General features: G+C 72.2%; 21 protein-coding genes. 10 read left to right on the top strand and 11 right to left on the bottom strand.

Going from position 1 to position 23,951, the window contains the following annotated elements:
• Positions 1-24 precede the first annotated feature (24 nt).
• On the bottom strand, positions 25-303 hold the full coding sequence (locus tag F5972_RS07285; RefSeq protein WP_150932309.1) for a superoxide dismutase: 279 nt from the start codon (positions 301-303) through the stop codon (positions 25-27).
• Positions 300-800, bottom strand: a complete 501-nt coding sequence (locus F5972_RS07290) for a superoxide dismutase (RefSeq protein WP_225311232.1) — start codon at positions 798-800, stop codon at positions 300-302. The genes F5972_RS07285 and F5972_RS07290 overlap by 4 nt, the downstream gene beginning before the upstream one ends.
• A gap of 183 nt (positions 801-983) precedes the next feature.
• On the opposite strand from F5972_RS07290, the gene F5972_RS07295 reads away from it, so the two are divergent.
• Entirely contained in the window at positions 984-1,478 is a 495-nt protein-coding gene (locus F5972_RS07295) for a beta-class carbonic anhydrase (RefSeq protein WP_150932313.1), read from the top strand.
• A 131-nt stretch (positions 1,479-1,609) separates the two neighbouring features.
• The gene (locus tag F5972_RS07300; protein ID WP_150932315.1) at positions 1,610-1,891 is read left to right on the top strand and encodes a hypothetical protein; all 282 of its coding nucleotides are present in this window, start codon (positions 1,610-1,612) and stop codon (positions 1,889-1,891) included.
• Between the two features lie 41 nt (positions 1,892-1,932).
• Here F5972_RS07300 and F5972_RS07305 read toward each other — a convergent pair whose 3' ends face one another.
• Positions 1,933-4,008 carry a DNA gyrase/topoisomerase IV subunit B gene (locus tag F5972_RS07305; protein WP_191909981.1) on the bottom strand — a complete coding sequence of 692 codons (2,076 nt, stop codon included), beginning with the start codon at positions 4,006-4,008 and terminating at the stop codon, positions 1,933-1,935.
• A 246-nt stretch (positions 4,009-4,254) separates the two neighbouring features.
• On the opposite strand from F5972_RS07305, the gene F5972_RS07310 reads away from it, so the two are divergent.
• On the top strand, positions 4,255-4,485 hold the full coding sequence (locus F5972_RS07310) for a DUF7455 domain-containing protein (protein ID WP_150932318.1): 231 nt from the start codon (positions 4,255-4,257) through the stop codon (positions 4,483-4,485).
• A gap of 126 nt (positions 4,486-4,611) precedes the next feature.
• On the opposite strand, the gene F5972_RS07315 is transcribed toward F5972_RS07310, so the two are convergent.
• Positions 4,612-5,367 (bottom strand): GNAT family N-acetyltransferase, encoded by a 756-nt coding sequence (locus tag F5972_RS07315; RefSeq protein WP_150932320.1) that lies wholly within the window; start codon positions 5,365-5,367, stop codon positions 4,612-4,614.
• Positions 5,368-5,402: 35 nt separating this feature from the next.
• Complete coding sequence (locus F5972_RS07320) at positions 5,403-6,017, bottom strand: GntR family transcriptional regulator (RefSeq protein WP_225311233.1); 615 nt, start codon at positions 6,015-6,017, stop codon at positions 5,403-5,405.
• 63 nt (positions 6,018-6,080) lie between these two features.
• Here F5972_RS07320 and aceE point away from each other — a divergent pair, with 63 nt between their 5' ends.
• Together aceE and F5972_RS07330 are read left to right on the top strand one after the other, a co-directional pair.
• The gene (aceE, locus tag F5972_RS07325) at positions 6,081-8,537 is read left to right on the top strand and encodes a pyruvate dehydrogenase (acetyl-transferring), homodimeric type (protein ID WP_150932324.1); all 2,457 of its coding nucleotides are present in this window, start codon (positions 6,081-6,083) and stop codon (positions 8,535-8,537) included.
• Between the two features lie 66 nt (positions 8,538-8,603).
• Positions 8,604-9,353 carry a YaaA family protein gene (locus F5972_RS07330; protein ID WP_150932326.1) on the top strand — a complete coding sequence of 250 codons (750 nt, stop codon included), beginning with the start codon at positions 8,604-8,606 and terminating at the stop codon, positions 9,351-9,353.
• Between the two features lies 1 nt (position 9,354).
• On the opposite strand, the gene F5972_RS07335 is transcribed toward F5972_RS07330, so the two are convergent.
• The 4 genes from F5972_RS07335 to F5972_RS07350 all read right to left on the bottom strand — a co-directional run bounded on the left by F5972_RS07335 (position 9,355) and on the right by F5972_RS07350 (position 15,163).
• Positions 9,355-10,275, bottom strand: a complete 921-nt coding sequence (locus tag F5972_RS07335) for a hypothetical protein (RefSeq protein ID WP_225311234.1) — start codon at positions 10,273-10,275, stop codon at positions 9,355-9,357.
• A gap of 156 nt (positions 10,276-10,431) precedes the next feature.
• Positions 10,432-12,120: an RNA polymerase sigma factor gene (locus F5972_RS07340; RefSeq protein ID WP_150932330.1), complete on the bottom strand. Its 1,689-nt coding sequence runs from the start codon at positions 12,118-12,120 to the stop codon at positions 10,432-10,434.
• Between the two features lie 218 nt (positions 12,121-12,338).
• Positions 12,339-14,420, bottom strand: a complete 2,082-nt coding sequence (locus tag F5972_RS07345; protein WP_150932332.1) for a SpoIIE family protein phosphatase — start codon at positions 14,418-14,420, stop codon at positions 12,339-12,341.
• Positions 14,421-14,596: 176 nt separating this feature from the next.
• A complete protein-coding gene (locus F5972_RS07350; RefSeq protein WP_150932335.1) occupies positions 14,597-15,163 on the bottom strand; it encodes an HhH-GPD-type base excision DNA repair protein in 567 nt (188 codons plus the stop codon).
• A 101-nt stretch (positions 15,164-15,264) separates the two neighbouring features.
• Here F5972_RS07350 and F5972_RS07355 point away from each other — a divergent pair, with 101 nt between their 5' ends.
• The 5 genes from F5972_RS07355 to F5972_RS07375 all read left to right on the top strand — a co-directional run bounded on the left by F5972_RS07355 (position 15,265) and on the right by F5972_RS07375 (position 19,633).
• Complete coding sequence (locus tag F5972_RS07355; protein ID WP_191909983.1) at positions 15,265-15,519, top strand: hypothetical protein; 255 nt, start codon at positions 15,265-15,267, stop codon at positions 15,517-15,519.
• Positions 15,520-15,730: 211 nt separating this feature from the next.
• On the top strand, positions 15,731-17,233 hold the full coding sequence (locus F5972_RS07360; RefSeq protein ID WP_150932677.1) for a hypothetical protein: 1,503 nt from the start codon (positions 15,731-15,733) through the stop codon (positions 17,231-17,233).
• A 59-nt stretch (positions 17,234-17,292) separates the two neighbouring features.
• Positions 17,293-18,063 (top strand): LamB/YcsF family protein, encoded by a 771-nt coding sequence (locus F5972_RS07365; protein ID WP_225311235.1) that lies wholly within the window; start codon positions 17,293-17,295, stop codon positions 18,061-18,063.
• On the top strand, positions 18,060-18,683 hold the full coding sequence (locus F5972_RS07370; protein WP_150932337.1) for a 5-oxoprolinase subunit B family protein: 624 nt from the start codon (positions 18,060-18,062) through the stop codon (positions 18,681-18,683). Before F5972_RS07365 ends, F5972_RS07370 begins: the two co-directional genes overlap by 4 nt.
• Complete coding sequence (locus F5972_RS07375) at positions 18,680-19,633, top strand: 5-oxoprolinase subunit C family protein (RefSeq protein ID WP_150932339.1); 954 nt, start codon at positions 18,680-18,682, stop codon at positions 19,631-19,633. The genes F5972_RS07370 and F5972_RS07375 overlap by 4 nt, the downstream gene beginning before the upstream one ends.
• On the opposite strand, the gene F5972_RS07380 is transcribed toward F5972_RS07375, so the two are convergent.
• Both F5972_RS07380 and F5972_RS07385 read right to left on the bottom strand, forming a co-directional pair.
• The gene (locus tag F5972_RS07380; RefSeq protein WP_150932341.1) at positions 19,621-21,321 is read right to left on the bottom strand and encodes an ABC transporter family substrate-binding protein; all 1,701 of its coding nucleotides are present in this window, start codon (positions 21,319-21,321) and stop codon (positions 19,621-19,623) included. The two genes, F5972_RS07375 and F5972_RS07380, sit on opposite strands and share 13 nt — an antisense overlap.
• Before the next feature lie 121 nt (positions 21,322-21,442).
• Positions 21,443-23,791, bottom strand: a complete 2,349-nt coding sequence (locus F5972_RS07385) for an AAA family ATPase (protein ID WP_150932343.1) — start codon at positions 23,789-23,791, stop codon at positions 21,443-21,445.
• Positions 23,792-23,951 lie beyond the last annotated feature (160 nt).

A 23,951-nucleotide genomic window follows, 5' to 3' on the forward strand; every position in this document is an offset into this window, starting at 1 on the left:
CGGGATCGCACCGGCGCCCGCGCCTCAGGCCGCGGCGGTTCCCGGCGGCGGCTCCAGGGCCACCGCCGCCATGTGCAGGGTGAGCTCCCGCACCAGGTCGTCCATGCTCTGCCCGGCCTGCGCCCGAACCAGGGACAGGGCCAGTTCGGCGAGCAGGCAGAATCCCTGCAATCGCGCCTGGTCGTCGGGGAAGCCGGCCAGCAGCGCTTCTGCGCCTGCGAGGTCGCCGCGGTGTTTGGCGGCGATGACGCCGGCGGCCTGCTGGCCGTGCTCGAAAAGCCGGGCCGGGTCCGGGTGGGTCATCGCAGGCCGGGAATCGCCGGGCCGGCCGCCCGCGCGGCCGTGAAGCGGGCCGTGACGTCGGCCCAGTCGACGAGATTCCACAGCCGGTCGACGCAGTCCGGGCGCACGTTGCGGTACTGCAGGTAGTAGGCGTGTTCCCAGGCGTCGAAGACCAGGATCGGGGTGGAGCCCTGCCCGACGTTGCCGTGGTGGTCGTAGACCTGCTCCACGATCAGCCGCCCACCCAGCGGTTCCCAGGCCAGCACGCCCCAGCCGGAGCCCTGCACCGTCTTCGTGGCCGTGGACGCCTGTCCGGCGAACGCGTCGAAGGAACCGAAGTGCTCGTCGATCGCCGCGGCCAGCTCACCGTCGGGGCGGTCCCCGCCGTCCGGGGACAGGTTGTTCCAGAAGATCGAGTGCAGCACGTGCCCGGACAGGTTGAACGCGAGAATCTTCTCCAGCCCGACCAGCGCGGCGTAGTCGCCCTTGTCGCGGGCCTCGGCGAGCCCTCGCAACAAGGACCATATCCGGGATGACTCCGCCTGTTCCACCCCCCGGAACCGGAACGCCACACAGGTCCGCACCGGAAAGCCGGGCGCTCGGTCGCCCTCCACTCACTCTCCGCAACTTTACCTATTGACTTGGTAGGAATAACCGGCAAAGGTGAGGTCGACCATGTCAGCGATCGGGAAGGGCAGCACATGAGCGTCACCGACGAACTCCTCGCCAACGCCGAGCGGTACGCCGCCGGATTCGACAAGGGGCACCTGCCGCTGCCGCCCGCCCGGGGCGTGGCGGTCCTCGCCTGCATGGACGCCCGGCTCAATGTGTACGGCCTGCTCGGGCTGGGCGAAGGCGACGCCCATGTGATCCGCAACGCGGGAGGGGTGGTGACCGCCGACGAGCGGCGCAGCCTGGCGATCAGCCAGCGCCTGCTCGGCACCCGGGAGATCATCCTCATCCACCACACCGACTGCGGCATGCTGACCTTCACCGACGACGGCTTCCGGCGGGACATCGAGGCCGAGGTCGGGATCAGGCCCGACTGGGCCGCCGAAGCGTTCCCCGACCTGGACGCGGACGTCATCCAGTCGATCAACCGGATCACGGCCGACCCGTTCATCCCGCACAAGGACTCGGTTCGGGGCTTCGTCTACGAGGTCGAGACCGGGCGCCTGCGCGAGGTCAAGCCCTGACGCGGCCTCCGGTGGTCATGGCCGGGTCCGGGGACTGACCGCTTGCGGACACCGCGCGGCGGATCGGTCCGGAGCCGGCCGGGTAGGGATGCAGGCGTCCGCACCTCCCTCCCCGGTAAAGGACACCCCCCATGAACGCTCCGTTCAAACGCGCGCTCACGATCTGCGCCGCCGCCGTGCTGGTGACCGGCCTCAGCGCGGTCCCCGCCGCGGCCCTGGACGCCAACTACACCTGCACGAGCGGCACCCGGTACCTTCTGTCCGACCTGCTGGGCTACTACATCTTCGGCAGCGGCTGCACCGGGTCGGGCGCCGGCCCCTACGGGACCGTCACCATCCCGTCCGGAAGCTACTTCTGCCAGAGCGTGAGCTACCACCCGGAGGTCGACTTCCTCAGCGCCCAGCGATGCTGACCAGGCGAAGATGAACCCGCGCCCACCGTGCGGGCGCCGGGTCAGGCGTCGATGTGGTCGCGGTCGACCTCGGCCGCGCTGCCGATGATGAACTCGCGGCGCGGGCCCACGTCGCTGCCCATGAGGAGGCTGAAGATGCGCTCGGCCTCCTCCACGTCCTCGATGCGCACCCGGCGCAGGACGCGGTGGCGGGGGTCCATCGTCGTCTCGGCGAGCTGGTCGGCGTCCATCTCGCCGAGGCCCTTGTAGCGCTGCACCGGGTCCTTCCAGCGCTTGCCGCGCCGCTCCAGGTCGCGCAGGACCTTGTGCAGTTCGGCGTCGCTGTAGGTGTAGACGTACTTGTCCTGGCCGCGCCCCGGGTTGGTGACCTCGATGCGGTGCAGTGGCGGCACCGCGGCGAACACCCGCCCGGCCTCGACCATCGGCTTCATGTACCGGTGGAAGAGCGTCAGCAGCAGGCACCGGATGTGCGCGCCGTCCACGTCCGCGTCGGCCATCAGGATGATCTTGCCGTACCGGGCGGACGCGAGGTCGAACGAACGCCCGGAGCCCGCGCCCACCACCTGGATGATCGCGGCACACTCGGCGTTCTTGAGCATGTCGGCGACCGACGCCTTCTGCACGTTGAGGATCTTGCCGCGGATCGGCAGCAGCGCCTGGAACTCCGAGTCGCGGGCCAGCTTCGCGGTGCCCAGCGCGGAGTCGCCCTCCACGATGAACAGCTCGCTGCGGTCCACGTCGTCGCTGCGGCAGTCCACCAGCTTGGCCGGCAGCGCCGAGTTCTCCAGGGCGGACTTGCGCCGCTGGTTGTCCCGGTGCTCCCGCGCCGCGATCCGGGCCTTGGCGGCGGCGACGACCTTCTCCAGGACCGCGCGCAGCTGCTGCTTCTGTCCCCGTTTGGGGTTGGCGAACAGCGCCTTGAGCTCCCGGGAGACGACATGGGCGACGATCCGGCTGGCCGCCGCGGTGCCGAGCACCTCCTTGGTCTGGCCCTCGAACTGCGGCTCGGGCACCCGCACCGTGACGACCGCGGTCAGGCCTTCGAGGATGTCCTCCTTGGTGACCGGCTCGTCGCCGTTCTTCAGGAGCCGGGTCTCCCGGAGCTGCTCGTTGACCGTGCGGACCAGCGCCCGCTCGAAGCCGGCGACGTGGGTGCCGCCCTTCGGCGTGGCGATCACGTTCACGAAGGACCGGACGGTCGTGTCGTAGCCCTTGCCCCAGCGGATCGCGACGTCGGCGGTGAGCTCCCGCTCGACCTCCGTCGACGTCATGTGGCCCTGGTCGTCGAGCACGGGGACGGTCTCGTGGAAGTGGCCCACGCCCTGCAGCCGCAGGACCTCGCACACGGCCTCGTCACGGGCGAGGAACTCGGTGAACTCGCTGATGCCGCCGTCGAAGCGGAAGGTCTCCTCGGCCGCCTCCTCCTCGCCCCGGCTGTCCCGTACGACGAGGGTGAGCCCCGGCACCAGGAAGGCCGTCTGGCGCAGCCGCACGTGGATCTCGTCGAGCGAGACCTCGGCCTCGGGCAGGAAGATCTGGCGGTCGGCCCAGAAGCGGACGCGGGTGCCGGTGGCCTTGCCGGGGACGGCGCCGCCGTCGCGCAGGCCGGACTTCTTGCGGAACTTCGCGGTTGGGCCGTCGCCGTCGAACAGGCCCGGCACCCCCCGCCGGAAGCTGATCTGGTGGATCCGGCCGTCGCGGTCGACCTCGACGTCGAGGCGCGAGGACAGCGCGTTGACCACCGAGGCGCCCACGCCGTGCAGACCGCCCGAAGCGCCGTAGGAGCCGCCTCCGAACTTGCCGCCCGCGTGCAGCTTGGTGTAGACCAGCTCGACTCCGGCCAGGCCGGTCTTGGGCTCGACGTCGACGGGGATGCCGCGCCCGTCGTCGCGCACCTCGATCGAGCCGTCGCGGTGCAACTCGACCTCGATCCGGGTGCAGAAGCCGCCCAGCGCCTCGTCTACCGCGTTGTCCACGATCTCCCACAGGCAGTGCATGAGACCGCGTGTGTCGGTGGAACCGATGTACATCCCCGGGCGCTTGCGGACGGCCTCGAGGCCTTCGAGCACAGAGAGATGACGGGCGGTGTACCCCGTCTCCGCGCGAACCGCAGTCACACCCAGCTCCCACTTATCAATCGAACACGCGTACGCAGCTTAACGTCACTTCCGTTTGTACGCGTACAAGCTTGCCAGGCACAGCGGGTTGACCGGCACTTCCCCTGTGATCCCCGTCACTTCCAGGGGCATTCTGCTCTGGGCGTAGCCGGGGCATGATTGGGAACGCCCGCATCCGGTTAGATGTTGTCCCAAGTGACTGACGCCAACGACCCCGCATCCGTGGGGCGACCCGAAAGGCGATACGTGACTGGAGCTCTCGCCCCCGCCAAGCCGCTGACGGCCCTGGACCGGTGTGACCGGTGCGGTGCTCAGGCCTACATCCGCGCGACCCTGCCCGTGGGCGGGGAGCTGCTGTTCTGCGCCCACCACGGGCGTCAGCACGTGGCTGTCCTGCGCGGCAAAGGTGCTGAGATCCAGGACGAGTCGGCCCGACTCTCCGCATCCCCCGCGATCGCCCCTGACGGCGAGCGCTGACCCCATAGACGGCGTGCCGGAGCAGCACGACGACGACGTCGGCTCCGTGCGCCGTCACCATAGATTCCCTCGATTCCCCGTCCGTCTCATGCCGTCCCGCCGTACCTGACCTGACCGCGGCGCCCGTCAGGGCCGCACGCGGTAGTGGTAGCGGCCGGCGACGCCGAAGCCCTCCCGCTCGTAGAGCGCGCGGGCCGCGGTGTTGGCCTCCGTGACCACCAGGTAGGCGCTGTCCGCGCCCTGTCTCCGCCCCCAGGCGGTCAGTGCGCGCAGCACGGCCCCGCCCAGCCCGCGCCGCCTGGCGCGCGGCTGGACGGCCATGCAGTAGATCCCCAGCCAGCGGCCCTGCGGCACGCCCCGGCCCACCGCGTCGCCGTCCGTGTCCCCGTCCCCGGAGACGTCTCCGCCGAGGAGAACGTAGCCGGCGGGAACCCCGGTGACGATCCGCTCGGCCCACACCCGCGCCGGGACGTCCCCGGTGGCGCTCCGCCGCCCGCCGTCCACGCTCCACCAGGCGCGCAGCCACCGCTCGGACGGCGTGCCCGCCACCTCCACGTCCGGCGCGCCGGCGGCCAGCGGCCCGGTCATCACCAGGGTGGGGTCCACCAGCCGATATCCCCGGCGGTCGAGTTCCCCGTCGAGCCCCGGCGTCGCGCCCATGCCCACGGAGAACACGCACGGCAGGCCGACGCCCGCGTAGAAACGCTCGGCCCGGTCCACCGCCTCCGGCAGGTCCGCCCGCTCCCCCAGCGGCAGCACCGAGTTGGCCCGCTTCGTCACCCCGCCCGCGTGACGGTAGACCCAGCTGCCCTCCCGGATCCGGCCCCGCGCCGGCCAGCCCTCGTCCACCAGCAGGTCGAACTCCGCCGTGTCCTGACTCACCCGCCGCAGCCTAACCGGCCCGCGCCGCTCCGGGTTCAGGGCTCGGCCGGGGCGTAGCCGAGCACGTGCTCGCGGAGCAGGACGCCCGCCTCGGGGTCGCCCCGCTCGAACGCCTCCACGAGAGGTTCGTGGTCGGCGGCGTTCTCGTGCGGGTGCGTCCGGAAGAGGCGGACCGACAGGTGGGTCCACACCTCGATGCCGAGCGACTCCCACACCGACAGCAGCACCGTGTTGCCCGAGGCCTTCACGATCTCGCGGTGGAAGGCGACGCCGTGCCGCACCTGATCGTGCAGGGAACCGGCGGCCGCCGCCTCGTGCAGGCGGGCCAGATGCGCGCGCAGCGGCTCCGCGCGGGGCGTGCCCAGCCGGACGGCCGTCTCCTCCAGGCCCGCCCGCACCTCGTACACCTCGCGGAGATCGCTCCGGGTGAGCCTGCGGACCCGCGCGCCCTTGTTGGGCGCGGACTCGATGAGCCTGAGAGCCTCCAGCTCGCGCAGCGCCTCGCGCACCGGGGCCTGGCTGACGCCCAGCTCGGCCGCCATGCGCCGCTCGACGAGGCGGTCGCCGGGCTTCCATCTGCCGCTGATCAGGCCGTCGAGCACGGCTTGCCGGATCTGGTCGCGAAGCGGCGACCGCACGACGGGTTCCACGAGACCGATGATAGGCCGCAGAGCATACATCCTATGATCGATCATTGGGTGTTTAATGGATCCATGGACGTAGACACGAATCCCCAGGAGACCGCCGAATGGCTCGAATCCCTCGAGGCGGTGCGTCGTGCGGCCGGCCCCGAACGGGCCGGCTACCTGCTGAGGCGGCTGGCCACGAGCACCCGCTACCTCAACACCGTGCCGACGGACGAGGAGCCGGTCTATCCGGGCGACCTTGAGCTGGAGGAACGCATCGCCGCGTACGACCGGTGGAACGCCGCGGCGATGATCACCAGGGGAAGCCGTCTGGGGCTCGGCGGCCACCTGGCGACCTACGCCTCGGCCGCCTGGTTGTACGAGGTGGGCTTCAACCACTTCTTCCACGCCGGGCACGACCAGGTCTACTTCCAGGGCCACGCCTCCCCGGGCGTCTACGCGCGGGCCTTCCTGGAGGGCAGGCTGAGCGAATCCCAGCTCGACCTGTTCCGGCGCGAGCCCGAGGGCGGGCTGCCGTCGTACCCGCATCCGCGGTCCATGCCGGACTTCTGGCAGTTCCCCACCGTCTCCATGGGGCTCGGGCCGCTCAACGCGGTTTACCAGGCCAGGTTCAACCGCTATCTGCACAATCGCGGCATCAAGGACACCTCGCGCAGCCACGTGTGGGCCTTCCTCGGCGACGGCGAGATGGACGAGCCGGAGTCCACGGCCGCCCTCACCCTGGCCGCCCGCGAAGGACTCGACAACCTCACGTTCGTGATCAACTGCAACCTCCAGCGGCTCGACGGGCCGGTGCGGGGCAACACCCGCGTCGTGCAGGAGCTCGAAAGCGTCTTCACGGGCGCGGGCTGGCACGTCGTCAAGGCGCTGTGGGGCCGGGAATGGGACGAGCTGCTCCGCTCGGACGAACTGGTGGCCCGGCTGGGCGAGGTGCCGGACGGGCAGTTCCAGACGTTCGCCGCCTCGGCGGGCTCCTACATCAGGGAGCGGTTGTTCCAGGGACTCGACGTGCCGTACACGGACGAGGACCTGCGGCGCGTCGTCGGCGGGTCGCGGGCGGGCCACGAGCCGCGGAAGGTGTACGCGGCCTACCGCAGGGCCCTGGACAACCGGGGCGCGCCCACGGTGGTCCTCGTTCAGACGGTGAAGGGCTGGACCCTCGGCGCGGGGATCGAGGCGCGCAACGCCAACCACCAGATGAAGAAGCTCACCCAGGACGAGTTCCGCGCCCTGCGCGACCGGCTCGGCCTGCCGGTCCCGGACGAGGCTCTCGACGGCGACCTGCCGCCGTACCTGCACCCCGGGCCGGACTCGCCGGAGGCGCGGTACGCCGCCGAGCGGCGGCGCGACCTGGGCGGGCCCATCCCCCGCCGCAGCGTCTCCCATCGCCCTCTGCCGGCCCCGGCCGAGGCGGCCTTCCGCGCCCTGGAGAAGGGCTCGAAGCAGCCCGTGGCCACGACGATGGCCTTCGTCCGCCTCGTCAAGGACCTGATGAAGGAGCCGGAGACGGGACGCCGCTGGGTGCCGATCGTGCCGGACGAGGCCAGGACGTTCGGCATGGAGTCGCTGTTCCCCACGGCCAAGATCTACTCGCCGCTGGGCCAGCGCTACGAGTCCGTCGACCGGGGCCTGCTGTTGTCGTACAAGGAGGCGACCGACGGGCAGATCCTGCTGGAAGGCATCACCGAGGCCGGGTCGATGGCGTCGTTCACCGCCGCGGCCTCCAGCTACGCCACCCACGGCGAGGTCATGATCCCCTTCTACATCTTCTACTCGATGTTCGGCTGGCAGCGCACCGGCGACCAGATGTGGGCGCTGGCCGACCAGCTCGGCCGCGGGTTCCTCGTCGGCGCCACCGCCGGCCGGACCACGATGACCGGTGAGGGCCTGCAGCACGCCGACGGCCACTCGCAGCTCCTCGCCTCCGCCAACCCCGCGTGCCTGGCCTACGATCCCGCCTTCGCGTACGAGGTGGGGACGATCGTGCGCGAGGGGCTCCGGCGCATGTACGGCCCCGACGGCGAGGACGTGTTCTACTACCTGACCCTCTACAACGAGCCGCTGCCGCAGCCCCCGATGCCCGAGGGAGCCGAGGAGGGCATCCTCCGGGGCGTCTACCGGTACTCCGCCGGCGGTGGTGACGCTCACCTGCTGGCCAGCGGCACCGCGATCCACTGGGCGCTGGCCGCGCAGCGCCTGCTTCGGGAGGAGTACGGCGTGGGCGTGGACGTGTGGTCCGTCACCTCCTGGAGTGAGCTGCGGCGCGACGCCATGACCACGACGGGTGTGCCGTACATCCGGCAGGCCCTCGCCGGGACCTCGGGACCGGTGATCGCGGTCAGCGACTGGATGCGTACCGTACCGGACCAGATCAGCCCGTGGATCGACCGGCCGTGGACCTCGCTCGGCACCGACGGGTTCGGGCTGTCGGGCACCCGCGAGGCGGTCCGCAGGCACTTCGGGGTGGATCCGCGCTCGATCGCGGAGGCCGTGCTCAAGGCGGTGGAGACCGGGCGGGAGTGAGCACCGCACCGCCGCCGCTCCCCGACCGGGAGCCTCTCCGGCGGGGGCGCAGTAAGCTGCGGAATCGTGCTCATCCTGCTGCCTCCGTCGGAGGGGAAGGCCGAGCGGGGGACCTCCCGCGCCCGCCGGCTGAGCTTCCCCGAACTCGCCTCCCCGCGCGAGAAGGTCCTCGACGCCCTCGTCTCGCTCTGCCACACGCCCGAGGCGCGCGACGTGCTGGGCCTGTCGGACGGGCAGGCCGGGGAGATCGAGCGCAACCGGGCGCTGCCCGCGGCACGCACGCTGCCCGTGGCCGACCTCTACACGGGCGTGCTGTACGACAACCTCGGCCTCGGCGCCCTCTCCCCCGAGGCACGGCGGCGGGCCGACCGGCGGATCATCGTGTTCTCCGGTCTGTGGGGCCTGCTGCGCCCCTCCGACCGGGTGCCGCCGTACCGGTTGTCCATGGGCGTACGGCTGCCGCCGATGGGCGGCCTGGCCGCGTTCTGGCGGCCGTCGATCGGTGCGGTGCTCGACGGGACGAAGGGCCTGGTGGTGGACCTGCGGTCCGCGACGTACACCGCCGCCTGGCAGCCCGGCGAACGCGGAGTGGCCGTACGGGTGCTCAGGGAGGCGGCCGGGAAGCGGACGGTCGTCAGCCACATGGCGAAGGCCACGCGCGGCGTGGTCGCCCGTTCGCTGGTCGAGACCCCCGACCGGCCGCGTACGGCCGGCGACCTCGCCGACCTGCTGGCGGGGCTGGGGCACCGGGTCGAGCTGGCCGCGCCCGCCGGAGGGAACCGGCCGCGGACCCTCGACGTGATCGTGGGCGAGTGAGTCAGAGGTTGAGCCGGGCGCAGGCCCGGCGGTACTGCTGAGCGGGATCGCCGAGGTGCGACCAGGGCAGGCGGCTGAAGCGGCCGTCCGTCCTGCTGAGGTGCGCGCGCGCCGGGCGGCGCAGGTCGGCGAGGAAGAAGGCGGCGCCGAAGGCGTTGTGCGCCTCGATCGACCGGGGATGCGCGCCGCCGAACCGCCGCTCCGACCAGTGCCCGGCGGCCGAGACGATGTCGCGCTGCGCCTCGAAGGGGAACCATCCTCCCCGGGACATCGGCGCCCGGCCGGCGGCGGTGATCTCGAAGTGGGCCAGCGGGACCAGCGCCGGGAGCGGGCTGCCCTCGGGAGCGTGCGCGGCGGCCGAGCGGGCGAAGGCGAGCGTCTCCTGGGCGGAGCCGCCCCAGCCCGGCGACAGCGTGATCAGGCGGACCACCGCCGCGGAGTAGAGCGACGGCCACCGCCGGGAGCACTCGTGCCAGACCGCGTCCTTGTCGGCCCGCGGCCGGTCCAGCCCGACTGCCAGCCACATCAGGCACTCCCACGGCACCGGGTCGCCGGAGGCGAGCCCCGCCGCCGCCAGCAGCGGCTGCCTCGCGCTCTCCATCGCCGACTGGTAGGCGTGCAGCCGGTCGGCCTGCACGGCTCTGGCCCGGACGTCGGGCCGCAGTTCCCAGGCCTCCTCCAGCCGGGTCCGCCCCAGCCACAGCCACAGGTCGGGATTGCCCTGGTCGTAGGCGAGCTGCGCCTCGATGAACCGGCTCGCGCCGATGAGGGCGCGGGACAGCGCCTCCACCCGCAGCGACCGGGTCTCCGGGTCGCCCCTGCTCGTGGCGAGAGCGGCGATGGCTGGTCCGATGTCTCCCCGCTGGGCGGAGATGACCGCCTCGTCGAGGATGGTGTCCGCCCACGGGCGGTCCGGGATCATTCGTGGCCCCCGAGCACGTGCCCGATCCACTTCGATCACTCCCATGAGGCGCGAGCCTAGGAGCGACAGCGTGCCCGTGGTGCTACCACGATGTTACGGAAAAGTTAATCGTCCCCCGGCCTTCCCCGCGGGGCCGAAGGACGATCGACTCGTGTCTCAGTCGAGATAGTCGCGCAGCACCTGGGACCGGGACGGGTGGCGCAGCTTGGACATCGTCTTCGACTCGATCTGGCGGATCCGCTCGCGGGTCACGCCGTAGACCTTCCCGATCTCGTCGAGGGTCTTCGGCTGGCCGTCGGTGAGACCGAAACGCATCGACACCACGCCCGCCTCCCGCTCCGACAGCGTGTCGAGAACGGAGTGCAGCTGCTCCTGCAGCAGCGTGAAGCTGACCGCGTCGGCCGGGACGATGGCCTCGGAGTCCTCGATGAGGTCGCCGAACTCGCTGTCGCCCTCCTCGCCCAGCGGCGTGTGCAGGGAGATCGGCTCGCGGCCGTACTTCTGCACCTCGATGACCTTCTCAGGGGTCATGTCGAGCTCGCGGGCCAGCTCCTCGGGCGTGGGCTCGCGGCCGAGGTCCTGCAGCATCTGCCGCTGGACCCGGGCCAGCTTGTTGATCACCTCGACCATGTGGACCGGGATGCGGATGGTCCGCGCCTGGTCGGCCATGGCCCGGGTGATCGCCTGCCGGATCCACCACGTGGCGTACGTGGAGAACTTGTAGCCCTTGGTGTAGTCGAACTTCTCGACCGCGCGGATCAGGCCCAGGTTGCCCTCCTGGATCAGGTCCAGGAACAGCATCCCGCGCCCGGTGTAGCGCTTGGCCAGCGACACGACCAGGCGGAGGTTGGCCTCCAGCAGGTGGTTCTTGGCGCGGTGGCCGTCCTCGGCGATCCACTCCAGCTCGGCGCGGACGTCGACCGGGAGGTTGTCGGCCTCCTGGGCGAGCTGCTCCTCGGCGAACAGGCCGGCCTCGATCCGCTTGGCGAGCTCGACCTCCTGCTCGGCGTTGAGCAGGGGCACCTTGCCGATCTGCTTGAGGTAGTCCTTCACCGGGTCGGCGGTGGCGCCGGCCGCCGCGACCTGCGCGACGGGAGCGTCGTCATCGTCGTCGGTGAGGATCAGCACCTCGTCCTCGGACTGCACGAGCGCCTCGGCCTTGGGCTCCTCGCCCTCGGTCTCCGCCTCGGTCTCGGTCTCGGTCTCCTCGGTCTCCGCCTCGGCCTCGATCTCGACGTCCTCGACGTCCAGCTCGAAGTCCTCGATGTCGACGTCACCCTCGAGGTCGATGTCCTCCTCGTCCTCGGCGACGTCGGCGGACTTGGGCTTGGAATCGGCCTTGGGCGCCTTGCCCTCGGGGCCGGCGGCGGGGGCCGCCGTGGCGTCCTTGGCCGCGGGCGCGGCCTTCTTCGGCGGAGCGGGCTTGCCGGGAGCCGGCTTGGCCGCCGCCGCGCCGGGCTTGGCCGGGGCCGCCTTCTTCGCCGCAGGCTTGGCGGCCGGCGCGGAGTCGGTCACCACTGCGGTGACGGTCTCCGGCTGCGACTCCTTGGCCGCCGCGGACTTGGTGGTCTTCTTGACGGGCGCGGTGGTGCGGCGCTTGGCTTGACCTCGAGAACGCTTGGGAGCCGCGGAGTCGGCGGCCGTCACCACGACGGTCACGCCCTCCTTGCTGAGGCTTCGCAGGAATCCAGCGGCTTGCGACATCGGGATGTCCGCTTCCTCGAAGGCCTTGCGGACATCCTCGGACTCGAGGAAACCCTGCGAGCGCCCACGCTCGAGGAGCTGCTGAATCACTGGCTCGTTCAGCTCCGACGGCTTCGAGCGAGTCGAACTTGCAGGCGACACGAACACCTCTCGAACGAACGCATGGCGAGAATGGACCCAGGTTCTTCTTCTTTTCCGGTGGTGTGGTCGCGCGAACCGCGACATGCCATTGTGGCACGCCAAGGTCCGTGATACGGCCGCGTCCCGCCGGTTGCTCCTCCACCCTAGGCCGACCGAGAGACTACTGCGTACGGACGGAGGTCACTGATACCCGAAAGCAACCGTTATGACTGTTTCATTCAGTCACTCTTCGTGGCCGATGGGACGTGGACCGCGAGTACCGTTACGTCGTCATCCTGTTCATACCCGGCCAGCATCCGCTCCACCAGGAAATCGAGCAGCATATGCGGATGACTCACGACTTCCGGCGGCGCTTCGGCCACGACGCTTGAGAGCTCCCTGAGCCCGGCGTCCAGACCGCGCTTGCGGTTTTCCACGAGCCCGTCCGAGTACAGCACGGCGGTGTGCCCCGGAGGCACGCAGAACCGGCCCTGCTTGCGGCTGGTGGCCCAGCCCAGCGGGGTGCCGGGCTCGCTCTCGTGCAGCAGGCCGACGCCCTGCGGCGAGACCAGCAGCGGCGGCGGGTGACCGGCCAGCGCCAGCATGCCCTCTCCGGTCCCAGGCTCGACGACCATGTAGGCCAGCGTCGTGACCTGCTCTTCCTCCTCGGTGGCCTCGAACACCCGGTCCAGGCCGGTGAGCACCGCCGCGGGCGGCGGGTTGGTCAGGGCGAGAGCCCGCATGGCGTTGCGGATCCGGCCCATCCCGGCGGCGGCCTTGACGCCCTTGCCCATGACGTCGCCGACGACGGCCGCGACCCGCCCGTCCTGCAGGACGAACGCGTCGTACCAGTCGCCGCCGACCTGCACGTGCCGGGAGCCGGAGCGGAATCGCTGGGCCAGGGCCAGGCCGCGCACCACCGGCAGCCGGTCGGGCAGCAGGCTCCGCTGCAACGTTTCAGCGGTGCGGTGCTCACGCTCGAACAGCGTGGCCCGCTCGACCGCGAGCGCGCACTGACCGGCGAGCGCCTCCAGGAAGACGCCGTCCTCCTGCGAGATCTTCTGCGACCGGTTGAACGAGAACCGCAGCGCGCCGAGCGCACGGCCGGCCGCGAGCAGCGGCAGGCCCACCCAGGCCCGTTCCTCGGTCTGCGCGAGGAACTTGGCGATCTGCGTCTCGTCGGCGCCGGCGTCCACGAGCTGGGTGCGCAGGCTGTCCAGGGACTCGGCGAAGACGGGCCTGCGGCTGTTCACCGCCATCGTCATGACGCTGGGATGGGCGAGGTCGATGTCCTCGCCCGGCGCGTCGGGGGTGCCACCGCTGTTGATCACCTTCAGGGTGGCCCTGTTGTCGTCGAGGAGGGCGACGGCCGAGTGGTCGGCGGCCAGCGCCGTCCGCCCGACGTCGATGATCACCTGCACCACCTGCTCGACCGTCAGCGCCTCGGCGAGCTGCGCCGTCGCGCCCTGGAGCCGGGCCGTGCGCAGGGCGGCCGCGCCGAGCTGGTCGGTCAGGCGTCCCCGCATGTCCTCGGCCTCGCGCTGCGGCGTGACGTCGGTGTTCGCGCCGACCCACTCCACCACGCGGCCCAGCCGCATGATCGGGACGGCCCGCACCTCGAAGTGCCGGTAGCCGCTGGCCCGGGTGCGCACCCGGTAGCTCCACTCGAACATCGTCCGGCCGCGCAGGGCCTCGCGCCACGCCTCGTCGGTGCCGGGGCGGTCGTCGGGATGCACCGCCTCCAGCCAGCCGTGCGCGAGGTACTCCTCCAGGCCCTGACCGGTGACGGCCCGCCACTGGGGCGCGTCCTCGATCACCCCGCCGTTCGGCGAGGTGATCCAGACGAGCTGCTGCTGCGACTCTACGAGGGAGCGGTAGCGCTCCTCGCTGCGCTCCAGCTCTTCCTTGTCCATCTGCCGGTCGGTCAGGTCCACCCCGAACAGGGCGGTCCCGAGCACGCCGTCGTCACCGCGGATCGGGAAGAACGACACGGTCCAGTGCCGGGCGTCGCCGTTCTCCGCCCGGGTCGGGTACGGCTGGTCGGTGACCGGCAGGCCCTCGTCGGCGATCCGGCGCAGCGCCGACTCGATCAGCGCCGTCAGGTCGGCCGGCAGCAGCTCGGCCGGGAGGCGGTCGAGATGCGACTCGACAGGATGGCCGGTCAACTCGGTGAAGGTCGAGTTGACTCGGACGAACCGCCCGGAGGGGTCGAAAAACGCGAAGGCGAAGGGCGCCTCCGACATCAGGCCTCTGAAGAGGTCGGAGTCTGCGATGTCCAAACCGGACTCCCGGGGCCGGGGCACGGAGGTTTCGGCGCTCATGGTCGGCACCTCCGTCGCGTGCCAGCGTCTCCCACGAGGCACATCTCCATAACTGTGATTGGTAGCGCGATCTGCCCTACATCATCGGCGATCGGCATGCGCGGACGGAAGCCCCGCCAGCCATGCGGTCAACGCATCCTGTCAAAAGACCGGCACCTCGCGCAGGAAGATCCGGCCTACTTCTTGGCCGCCCGCTTCGCCTCCTGCTTGGTCGCGCGGACCAGCTGCAGGCTCGCGGCGTCCACGACGTCGGCCACCGACCGGTGCACCCCCTCCTCGCCGTACAGCCCGGCCGCCTCACGCCAGCCGTCCGGGCGCACACCGCACTGTTTGCCCAGCAGGGCCAGGAAGATCTGGGCCTTCTGCCGGCCGAATCCGGGGAGGGCCAGCAGCCGGCGCAGCAGATCGGCGCCGTCGCGGACATCCTGCCATACCTTCTCGGCCGAGCCATCGTAGTGCTCGGAGAGGTGGGCCGCGAGTGCCTGGACGCGGGCCGCCATCGCCCGCGGATACCGGTGGACGGCGGGCGGGTCCGCGAGCAGGGCGGCGAACCGGTCAGGATCATAGGAGGCGATCGCGCGGGCGTCCAGGTCGTGGCCCAGGCGCGCGGCGATCGCGCGGGGGCCGGCGAAGGCCCGCTCCAGCGGGACCTGCTGATCGAGCAGCATGCCGATCAGCAGCGCCAGCGGACTGCGTCCGAGCAGTTCGTCGGCCTCGGGATCCTGGGCGAGCCGGATGCGCATGCCCACAGCTTCCCACGCACCGGCGAACGGAGGGTTGACACCGCCCGGGAAAGAGGTGGAATTGGGGGCGGCAGGTCCCCATTCAGCGAGGAATGCAGTCGATGCCCGTACTCGCAGCACGAATCTATGGCGGCCCATCGCCGGAGCCGAGGCTCCGGGAGCTGGTGGAACCGGTGGTCACCCGGCTCGCCGCGGAGTTCCTGACCGTCCCCCTGCCCACCGTCGCCCGTTGCGTCGCCGACGCCTGGGCCTGCGGTGAGCACCTGGGGGTGGCCGTCACGCCGGAGATCGCCGGTAGGGTCGCCCGGGAGCGCCTCCTGGGACTGGTGAACTCGGCGCCGCCTTCCCGGCGCTGAGGCGGCCGTACGGCGCGCGGTCGGTGGCCGTACGGCACAGTGGGGCAGGAGCGGCAGATAACGGGGAAGTCACCGGGCCGCGTTCCTGGTGCCCTTCCCGCCGCGAATGCGAGAGGGTGGTGACCGTGAGCGAGCGGAGCGATATCTCGTGAGTCACCGGCGCCGACGTGACCCCCGGGGGACCCGGCCGCCGGACGACGTGTTCGCGGAGATGCTGCTGGCGGCCAGGGAGCTGCTGGCCGTGCGCAGCCCGCTCGACGCGGAGCTCATGGTCTCCGACATGCTCGGCGCGTGGTGGGGCAGGCGGCTGCGCGGCGGCGACGTCGAGCAGATCCTCGGCGAGGGCCTGGTCGACTACGCGGCCAAGGCGGGCACCCCCGCGGCCCTGTCCCTGCTCGTCTCCGTCGCCTATCTCGGCACCGCCCGGCAGGCGGCGAAGGCGGAGGGCGCGGCGCTCGCGCTGATGGAGTCCGACGTGCCCCGGCCCCGCTGGGCCGACCGCGTCGGCGCGGTCAAGCCGGCCGGCTGCTACGTCTCCAGGGACGTGTACGGCGACCAGGACACCGTGGTCTGCACGTTCGCCTACAACGGCGAGGACAGGCACGCGCTGGTCGTGGTCGTCGACTACAACATGGGCGGCATGGCCCGGGACGCCTGGGTGTCCTCGCAGGTCGACAAGCTGCTCGACCAGGCGCGGCTGGAGGCGGCCGGCAACGAGCTGCTCCGGTTCGAGGAGCTGGAGCCGCAGCAGGCGCGGGCGCTGCTGGAGTTCGCGATGAAGGCCGCCAGGGCCGCCGCGCACAACCGCAAGGGGCCGAAGCCGGTCAGCGACAGCTACAGCGCCTACCACGCCTTCGCGCGGGCGCGGATCAAGGCGCTGCCGCCCGGGCGCCTGCGGCCCGCCCCCGCGCACACCGAGGCCCCCTACAGCCGCGACCGCCGGGCGATGCTGGCCGCCGAGTTCCTCGCCTCCGACGCGGCGGAGAACCTGTCGGACCCGTCGGCCGCCTCGCGGTGCGCCGACCACATCATCGAGTACGGCTGCGACCAGGACTTCGGCCGGCCGACGCGGGTCAGCCCCACCAAGTGCGAGACGTTCCTGCTGGACTGGCTGCCGCGCAAGGTCCTGCTCACCCCGGCCGAACAGGACGCGATGCCGCACGTGCTGTCGGCGTGGGTCCGCTTCGCGGGGCCCCGGATCGGGCTGCCGGAGCAGGGCGTGCGGGCGACGCTCGACGCGGTCTGGGAGGCGATGGGCCGGTTCTCCGAGGCCTACCGGGACCCGGCCACCTTCGGGCTGGACCGCTCCCTCGTGGAACGGCTGCTGCCCGACGGCGACCTGTCGGCGCTGGCCCGGCGGGCCTTCGCGTTCCCCCTGCTCCAGGGCATGCGCGGCGCGACCAACCTCGACCTGCTCAACCCGGCGGACGAGGCGGACCGGCGGATCCTGCTGGAGATCGACCACACCGGTGAGCTGGACCGCGCCGACCTGGAGGAGCACCTGGCCTGGCACGAGGAGATCGCGAGCCGCCTGTGGGTCGGCGACCCGCCCCAGCTGTGGGAGGCCGCCCAGCGCCTGCTCGACCTCGGGCACGACCGGCACGAGGTGATGCACGTCCTGATCGAGATCGCCGAGCGCATCGGCGACCACCCGGACGAGCTCGCCGCCGCCCTCGACGACATCGCCGACATCCCCGACGAACCTCCCCTCTGACCTCTCACCCCCGCACCCCCTGCGGCAGGATGGACCTGGCCGACCGGGGAGACCACCAGATGACCTACATGATGGACTTGAACGCCGATCTCGGGGAGGGGTACGGGATCTGGCGGCTGGGGGACGACCTCGCCCTACTCGACCTGGTGACGAGCGCGAACGTGGCGTGCGGCTTCCACGCGGGCGACCCGCTGATCATCCGCCGGACCTGCGCGGCGGCGGTGGACCGCGGCGTGGCGATCGGCGCCCAGGTCTCCTATCGCGACCTGGCGGGCTTCGGCCGCCGGGAGATGGAGGTGGACCCGGAGGAGCTGTGCTCCGACGTGCTCTACCAGCTCGCCGCGCTCGACGGGATGGCGAGGTCGATGGGCGGGCGGGTTTCGTACGTGAAGCCGCACGGCGCCCTGTACAACCGGGCCTGCCGTGACGAGGAGCAGGCGGAGGCCGTGGTGGCGGCCGTCACGTCCTTCGCTCCCGCAGCGTCAGCGCTGCCGATCCTCACGCTGCCGGGATCGGCCCTGACAAGGGTGGCCGCCCGGCACGGCGTGCCCACGGTGGCCGAGTGCTTCGCCGACCGCGCGTACACGCCGGAGGGGACGCTGGTGCCGCGGCGGCGGCCGGGCGCGGTGCTGCACGACCCGGACGAGGTCGCGGCCCGCGCCGTGCGGATGGCCGTCGAGGGCGTGGTGACGACGATCGAGGGCGGCGAGGTGCGGGTAGGCGCCCGGTCCGTCTGCGTGCACGGGGACACTCCCGGCTCGGTGCGGATCGCCACGGCCGTCCGGCGGGCCCTGATCGACGCGGGTGTCGTCGTGGGATCGTTCACGTGACCGTCCGGGCGGCGGGCGAGCACGCGCTGCTGGTGGAGACCGGCTCGCTGGAGGCGGCCCACCGGCTGGACGCGCTGCTGCGGGCGGATCTCCCGCCGGGGGTGGAGGACGTCGTGCCCGGCTCGCGGACCGTGCTCGTCGTGGCCCCCGCCGCAGACCGGCCGCGCCTGGAGGCGCTGCTCGCCTCGCTCCTGCGTACGGCGCTCGCCCCGGCGGGCGCGGACGGGCCGGGGCGGCTCGTGGAGATCCCGGTGGTCTACGACGGGGAGGACCTGGCGGAGGTGGCGGCGCTCAGCGGCCTTCCGGCCGAGGAGGTGGCCGCCCGGCACGCCGCCTCGGAGTTCACTGTGGGGTGGCTCGGGTTCGCTCCCGGCTTCGCCTACCTGATCGGCCTGGATCCGGCGCTGCACGTGCCCCGGCTGGCGGTGCCCCGCACCAGTGTGCCGCCCGGCTCGGTGGCGATCGCCGGGTCGTACTCCGCCGTCTATCCGTCGGCCTCCCCCGGCGGCTGGCGGCTGCTCGGCCGTACGGACGTGCGGGTGTGGGACGCGGCGGCCGAGCCGCCGGCGATGCTGCCGCCCGGCACGCGGGTGCGGTTCCGGCCGGGGGCGGCACGGTGACCGCCCGCGTCGAGGTGCTGGCGCCCGGGCCGTACGCGACCGTGCAGGACCTCGGACGGCCCGGCTACGCCCATCTGGGGGTGCCGAGGTCGGGGGCGGCCGACCCGCCGAGCCTGCGGCTGGCGAACCGGCTGGTCGGCAACGCGGAGACCGCCGCGGGCATCGAGCTGACCCTGGGCGGGGCGGCGCTGCGCTTCACCGCCGGCGCCTGGGTCGCGGTCACCGGGGCGCCGTGCCCGGTGGAGGCGGCCGGTCGGGCGGCCGGGACGGACGCGCCGCTGTGGGTGCCGCCCGGCGGCGTGCTGCGGGTGGGTGTGCCCCGCCGGGGCCTGCGGACCTACGTGGCGGTGCGCGACGGGATCGGCGTGGAGCGGATGCTGGGCAGCCGGTCGACCGACTCGCTGTCGGGCATCGGGCCGCCTCCGCTGCGGGCGGGGACGACGCTGCCGGTCGGCGCCGGGGCCGTGGCCGCCGCGATCCTCGCCGACTTCGCCGCCCCGCCGCCGCTGCCCCGCCGCCCGGTCGTCCGGGTGCTGCCGGGGCCGCGCGACGACTGGTTCGTCCCGGAGGCGCTCACGGCCCTGTGCGCGGCGGCGTACGAGGTCACGGCGGACAGCAACCGGGTCGGGGCGCGGCTGCGGGGCGCCCCGCTGGAGCGGGCCAGGGCCGGTGAGCTGGCCAGCGAGGGGATGCCGCTCGGCGCCGTCCAGGTGCCGCCGGGCGGGCAGCCGATCGTGTTCCTGGCCGATCACCCGCCGACCGGGGGTTATCCGGTCGTCGGCGTCGTCGCCGCCGCCGACCTGCCGCTGGTCGCCCAGGCGCGGCCAGGCGACCTGCTGCGGTTCCGGCTGGTACGGCGGGCCTCTCACGACCGGGCCTCTCACGACCGGGCCACGGCCCGCCACCGGGAGGCGGCGGACCTGCCCGGCGGCGGCCGTCAGGAGGCGTAGCCGATGTCCTCGTACCTGAGGTCGTAGAAGCCGCCGGCGCCGATGTTGGCCAGCGCGGACCGCACCACGACGCCCTGCGGGCACTGGTAGAGCGGCAGCACGTTGACCTCCTTCCAGACCAGCCGGTCGGCGTCGTTGAGCAGGCCGGGCACCCGGGCGGGGTCGAGCAGGCTGCCGGCGCGGTACATCGCCTGGTCGATCTGCTTGCTGCCGCTGCGCCCGAGGTTGGAGTACCACTCGACGTCGTCGCCCTTGCCGCGCTCCCCGTCGGCGTAGACGTCGAAGGAGCCGGACACCGGGTACGGCGTGCTCGGGTAGGCGAAGGCGGCGAGGTCGAAGTCGCCGGGGATGAGGTACTTGCCGAAGAAGTCGTTGAAGGACACCTTGCGCACCTCGCTCCGCACGCCGACGCGCTGCAGCATCCGCCCGGCCGCCTGGGCCTCGGCGAGGCTCGGTGGGATCCCGTCGGGGACGACGAAGCGCAGTGTGAGCGGCTTGCCGTTCTTCGTCCGGCCCTTGCCGGACATCTTCCAGCCCGCCTGGTCGAGCAGCCGGCCGGCCAGGGCCGGGTCGTAGCCGCCGATCTCCCGTGCGTTGGGCTGGTAGCCGTACTGGCTGTTCATCAGGAAGTGGTTGTCCAGGGTCACGGTCGGCCAGCCGAGGCCCTTGAGGTCGGCCTGCATGAGGGCGCGGCGGTCGAGCGCCGCGGCGACGGCCTGGCGCACCCGGACATCGGACAGGACCGGGCTCTCGCCGTTCAGGGTGAACTGGCGGTACTGCGTGCCGGCGGCCTGCCGGACCACCGCGTCCCACGCCTCCCTGACCCGCGCGTAGTCGTCGGGGGACGGGCCGACCTCGAACACGTCGACGTCCCCCTTGGTGAACGCGCGCACCATCTGGTCGGGCCGCACCGTCCGGAACACCATGCGGTCGAGCTTGGGCCGGTTTCCCCACCAGGCGGGGTCGCGGGCGAGGGTGACCGTCCTGCCCTTGGCGTCGAGCCGCTCCACCCGGAACGGCCCGGCGGTCACCGGGATCCGGTTGATCCAGTCGGAGTTGAACGCGGCCGGCGTCGCGTTGGTCGCGCTGGGATACAGCGGCGTGAACAGCGACTGCCACTCGTTGAACGGCTGGGCGAGGGTGACCACCACCTCCCGGTCGCTCGATCCCCGGGCCACGCTCTGGATGTTCTCGTAGGCGATGGCGGCGTCGACCCGGTAGTCGTGGTCGCGCCCGCTCATCGCCTTCCACTGGGCGGCGAAGTCGTTCCAGGTGATCGGCTTGCCGTCCGACCATCTCGCCTTGGGGTTGATCGAGTAGGTGATGACCTGCCGGGGAGAGGTGGCGGTGATCCGGGCGTTGGTCACGTAGTCGGTGTCGAGGGACGGCCGTCCCCGCTCGTCGGACCGGAAGGTGCGCGGCATGAGCGCGTCGGTCACGGCCTCGACCGCGTTGCCGTCGCCGTCGACATGGTTGCGGTTCCACTGGGTGGGGAAGTCGACGAGCCCCCACCGCAGGGTGCCGCCGTCCTTCACCTTGTCCCGGGGCAGGGGGTTGATGTCGTACGCCTTGACCGGGGAGGGGGCGAGCGCGCCGTCCTGCTCACCGGGCCCCCGCTGCGCGCCGCAGGCGGTGGCGGCCCACACGGCCGCCAGCAGGGCCAGGGCGACCGGCCGTCGTGGTCTCACGTGTCTCTCCGCTCCTCCGGCTACCCTACGAAGTAGATTAGTAGCAGGAAGTGACGACCGGCGTCAGCGGGACACGCACCGCCGTGCCACGGCTCTCCTCCGGATCAGGGCATCGCGCGGATCAGGACAGTTCGTCCACCGCGCTGCGGACGTCCTCACTGGTGATCGTGGTCAGCTCGGCGGCGTTCGCCGTCCCCTGGGCCGCCAGGCGCACGTCGCGCCGCAGCGCCGCGCGCTCGTACAGCGAGCGGGCGAAGCGGCCGTTGCCCAGCCCGTCGATCAGCCCCTCGCGGCAGACCCAGTCGAAGACGTCGGCCAGGTCGCGCCCCGCGGAGGCGTCGAACCTGTCACCGGACGCGGCGGCCTGCAGATTGGCGATCTCGGCCAGCTCGGACGGCGAGTAGGAGGGGAACGCCACCCGCTGGTTGAACCGCGAGGCCAGGCCGGGGTTGGTGGCGAGGAAGGCGTCCATCTCGCGCTCGTAGCCGGCCAGGATGATCACCACGCGGTCGCGGTCGTCCTCGGCCCGCTTCAGCAGGGTCTGCACGGCCTCGGCCCCGAAGGCGTCGCCTCCCGAGTAGCCGGCGTTGACCAGGCCGTACGCCTCGTCGACGAACAGCACGCCGCCGAGCGCCCGGTCGACCAGCTCGTTGGTCTTGATCGCGGTGGCGCCCAGGTGCTGGCCGACGAGGTCGGCCCTCGACGCCTCGACGACGTCGGGGCGGGCCAGCAGGCCGAGCGCCGAGAAGATCCGGCCGAGGATCCTCGCGACGGTCGTCTTGCCGGTGCCTGGCGGGCCGGCGAACACGAAGTGCCGCATCTGCGACTGGACCGGCAGCCCCTGCTCCTGCCGCATCCTGGCCACCTTGAGCTGGGCCGTGATCGCGTGCACCTGCCGCTTGACCGGCTCCAGCCCGGCCATCCTGTCGAGGTCCGCGAGCGCCTCGTCCAGCGTCGGCGTGGCCTGGTAGCCGCGGTATCTCGCGGTGATCTCGTCGAACGCCTTGGTCACGTCGCCGGCCGTGATCGTCACCAGGTCCTCGCCGCGCGGCGCCCCGCCCGCGCTCACCACCCGCACGTCGCGCGCCTGCGCGGCGGCCTCGGCGAGGCTGCGGGCGAAGCGGGCGTTGCCGAGGTCGTCGACGAGCCCCCGCCGGTGGACGTCCTCGAACAGCCGGCGCAGCACGGGACGGGCGTCGGGGGCGAGCCGGTCGCCCCGGCGCTCCTGCACCGCCTCGGTGATCTCCAACAGCTCGCCGGGGTCGTAGCTGGGGAAGCGGACCCGGGTGGCGAACCGGCTGGACAGCCCGGGGTTGGACGACAGGAAGTCGTTCGTCTCGCGCTCGTATCCGGCCAGGATGACGATGAGCCGGTCACGGTCGTCCTCGGCCCGCTTGAGCAGCGTCTGCACGGCCTCCGCGCCGAACCGGTCGGGCTGGCCGTCGCCCGAGTTGATCAGGCCGTACGCCTCGTCGACGAACAGGACCCCGCCGAGCGCCCGGTCGATCAGCTCGTTGGTCTTGATGGCGGTCGCGCCGAGGTACTCCCCCACGAGGTCGGCCCGCTGCGCCTCGACCACGAAGGGCGTCTCCAGCAGGCCGAAGGCGTAGAAGATCTTGGCGAGGGTGCGGGCCACACTGGTCTTGCCCGTCCCCGGCGGGCCGACGAACACGAAGTGCCGCATCGGCCGCTCGTTGGTGTAGCCCGCCTCCCTGCGCAGCCTGGCCGCCTCGATGGACGCGGCGATGGCCCGCACCTGCTCCTTGACCGGTTCGAGACCGATCATGGACTCCAGCTCCGCGAGGGCCTGCTCGACGGTGATCGGCGGCGGGGCGCCGGTCTCGGCCGCGGCGGGCCGGTGGCCGCCCGCCCTGACCTGCTGCCGCTCCTGGGTCTCGACGCCGACCGGCTCGCGCTCCGCGCCGGCGCGCGCCCTGCGGGCGAGGATCAGGCGGTAGAGGAGCACCGCGGCGGCCGCGCCGTACGCGCCCCACAGAGCGGTGGAGGAGGACAGCGGCGACAGCGACAGCGCGACCAGCCCGGCGGCCGCCAGGGACATGAGCGTCGTGAGCCAGGGCGGCACCCACCGGATCAGGTGGGCCACGATCGCGACCAGCGGGCCGAGCAGCATCAGCAGGCCGGGCACGGGCGTCTGCCCGCCGAACACCACCATGAACAGCGGCAGCAGCAGGCCCCACCCGGCGAGCACCAGCACGGTCGCGGCGGCGCGGGGATAGCTGAGCGCCAGCGCGACGAAGGCCAGCACCGCCACGGTGCAGATGAAGGTGGGCATCAGCGACCAGTTGAGCGCGGCGGCCACCCCCATTACGGCGACGAGCAGCACCACGAACAGCACACGCCGCACAAATGGCGGAAGGTGGAAATAGCGGAAACGCACCTGTTCGAACAGATCACGTGCCGCAGTCCGACTTAAGAGGCTCGCCGCCCGTGCTCTGTCGGAGTCCCGCATCGACGCCTCCCCGCTTCGACCCCGGTTATACCGCACGCGGGAAGGGAATGGGTGGACCCGCGCGGCACGGTGGACGGGGCGCCCGCCGGTCCCTGTGATCACCTGGAACGATACGGAACCGGCGCGGTGTTCCCGACATCACCGGAAGGGCTGAGAGATC

The sequence above is a fragment of the Microbispora cellulosiformans genome, from assembly GCF_008728085.1.
Classification (GTDB): domain Bacteria; phylum Actinomycetota; class Actinomycetes; order Streptosporangiales; family Streptosporangiaceae; genus Microbispora; species Microbispora amethystogenes.

What these genes read in the sequence shown, in the direction of transcription:
- F5972_RS07285 (WP_150932309.1), bottom strand. Translation starts at nt 303, where the DNA reads ATGACCCACCCGGACCCGGCCCGGCTTTTCGAGCACGGCCAGCAGGCC.
- F5972_RS07295 (WP_150932313.1), top strand. Translation starts at nt 984, where the DNA reads ATGAGCGTCACCGACGAACTCCTCGCCAACGCCGAGCGGTACGCCGCC.
- F5972_RS07300 (WP_150932315.1), top strand. Translation starts at nt 1,610, where the DNA reads ATGAACGCTCCGTTCAAACGCGCGCTCACGATCTGCGCCGCCGCCGTG.
- aceE (WP_150932324.1), top strand. Translation starts at nt 6,081, where the DNA reads ATGGACGTAGACACGAATCCCCAGGAGACCGCCGAATGGCTCGAATCC.
- F5972_RS07335 (WP_225311234.1), bottom strand. Translation starts at nt 10,275, where the DNA reads ATGATCCCGGACCGCCCGTGGGCGGACACCATCCTCGACGAGGCGGTC.
- F5972_RS07345 (WP_150932332.1), bottom strand. Translation starts at nt 14,420, where the DNA reads ATGAGCGCCGAAACCTCCGTGCCCCGGCCCCGGGAGTCCGGTTTGGAC.
- F5972_RS07350 (WP_150932335.1), bottom strand. Translation starts at nt 15,163, where the DNA reads ATGCGCATCCGGCTCGCCCAGGATCCCGAGGCCGACGAACTGCTCGGA.
- F5972_RS07355 (WP_191909983.1), top strand. Translation starts at nt 15,265, where the DNA reads ATGCCCGTACTCGCAGCACGAATCTATGGCGGCCCATCGCCGGAGCCG.
- F5972_RS07360 (WP_150932677.1), top strand. Translation starts at nt 15,731, where the DNA reads ATGCTGCTGGCGGCCAGGGAGCTGCTGGCCGTGCGCAGCCCGCTCGAC.
- F5972_RS07365 (WP_225311235.1), top strand. Translation starts at nt 17,293, where the DNA reads ATGACCTACATGATGGACTTGAACGCCGATCTCGGGGAGGGGTACGGG.
- F5972_RS07385 (WP_150932343.1), bottom strand. Translation starts at nt 23,791, where the DNA reads ATGCGGGACTCCGACAGAGCACGGGCGGCGAGCCTCTTAAGTCGGACT.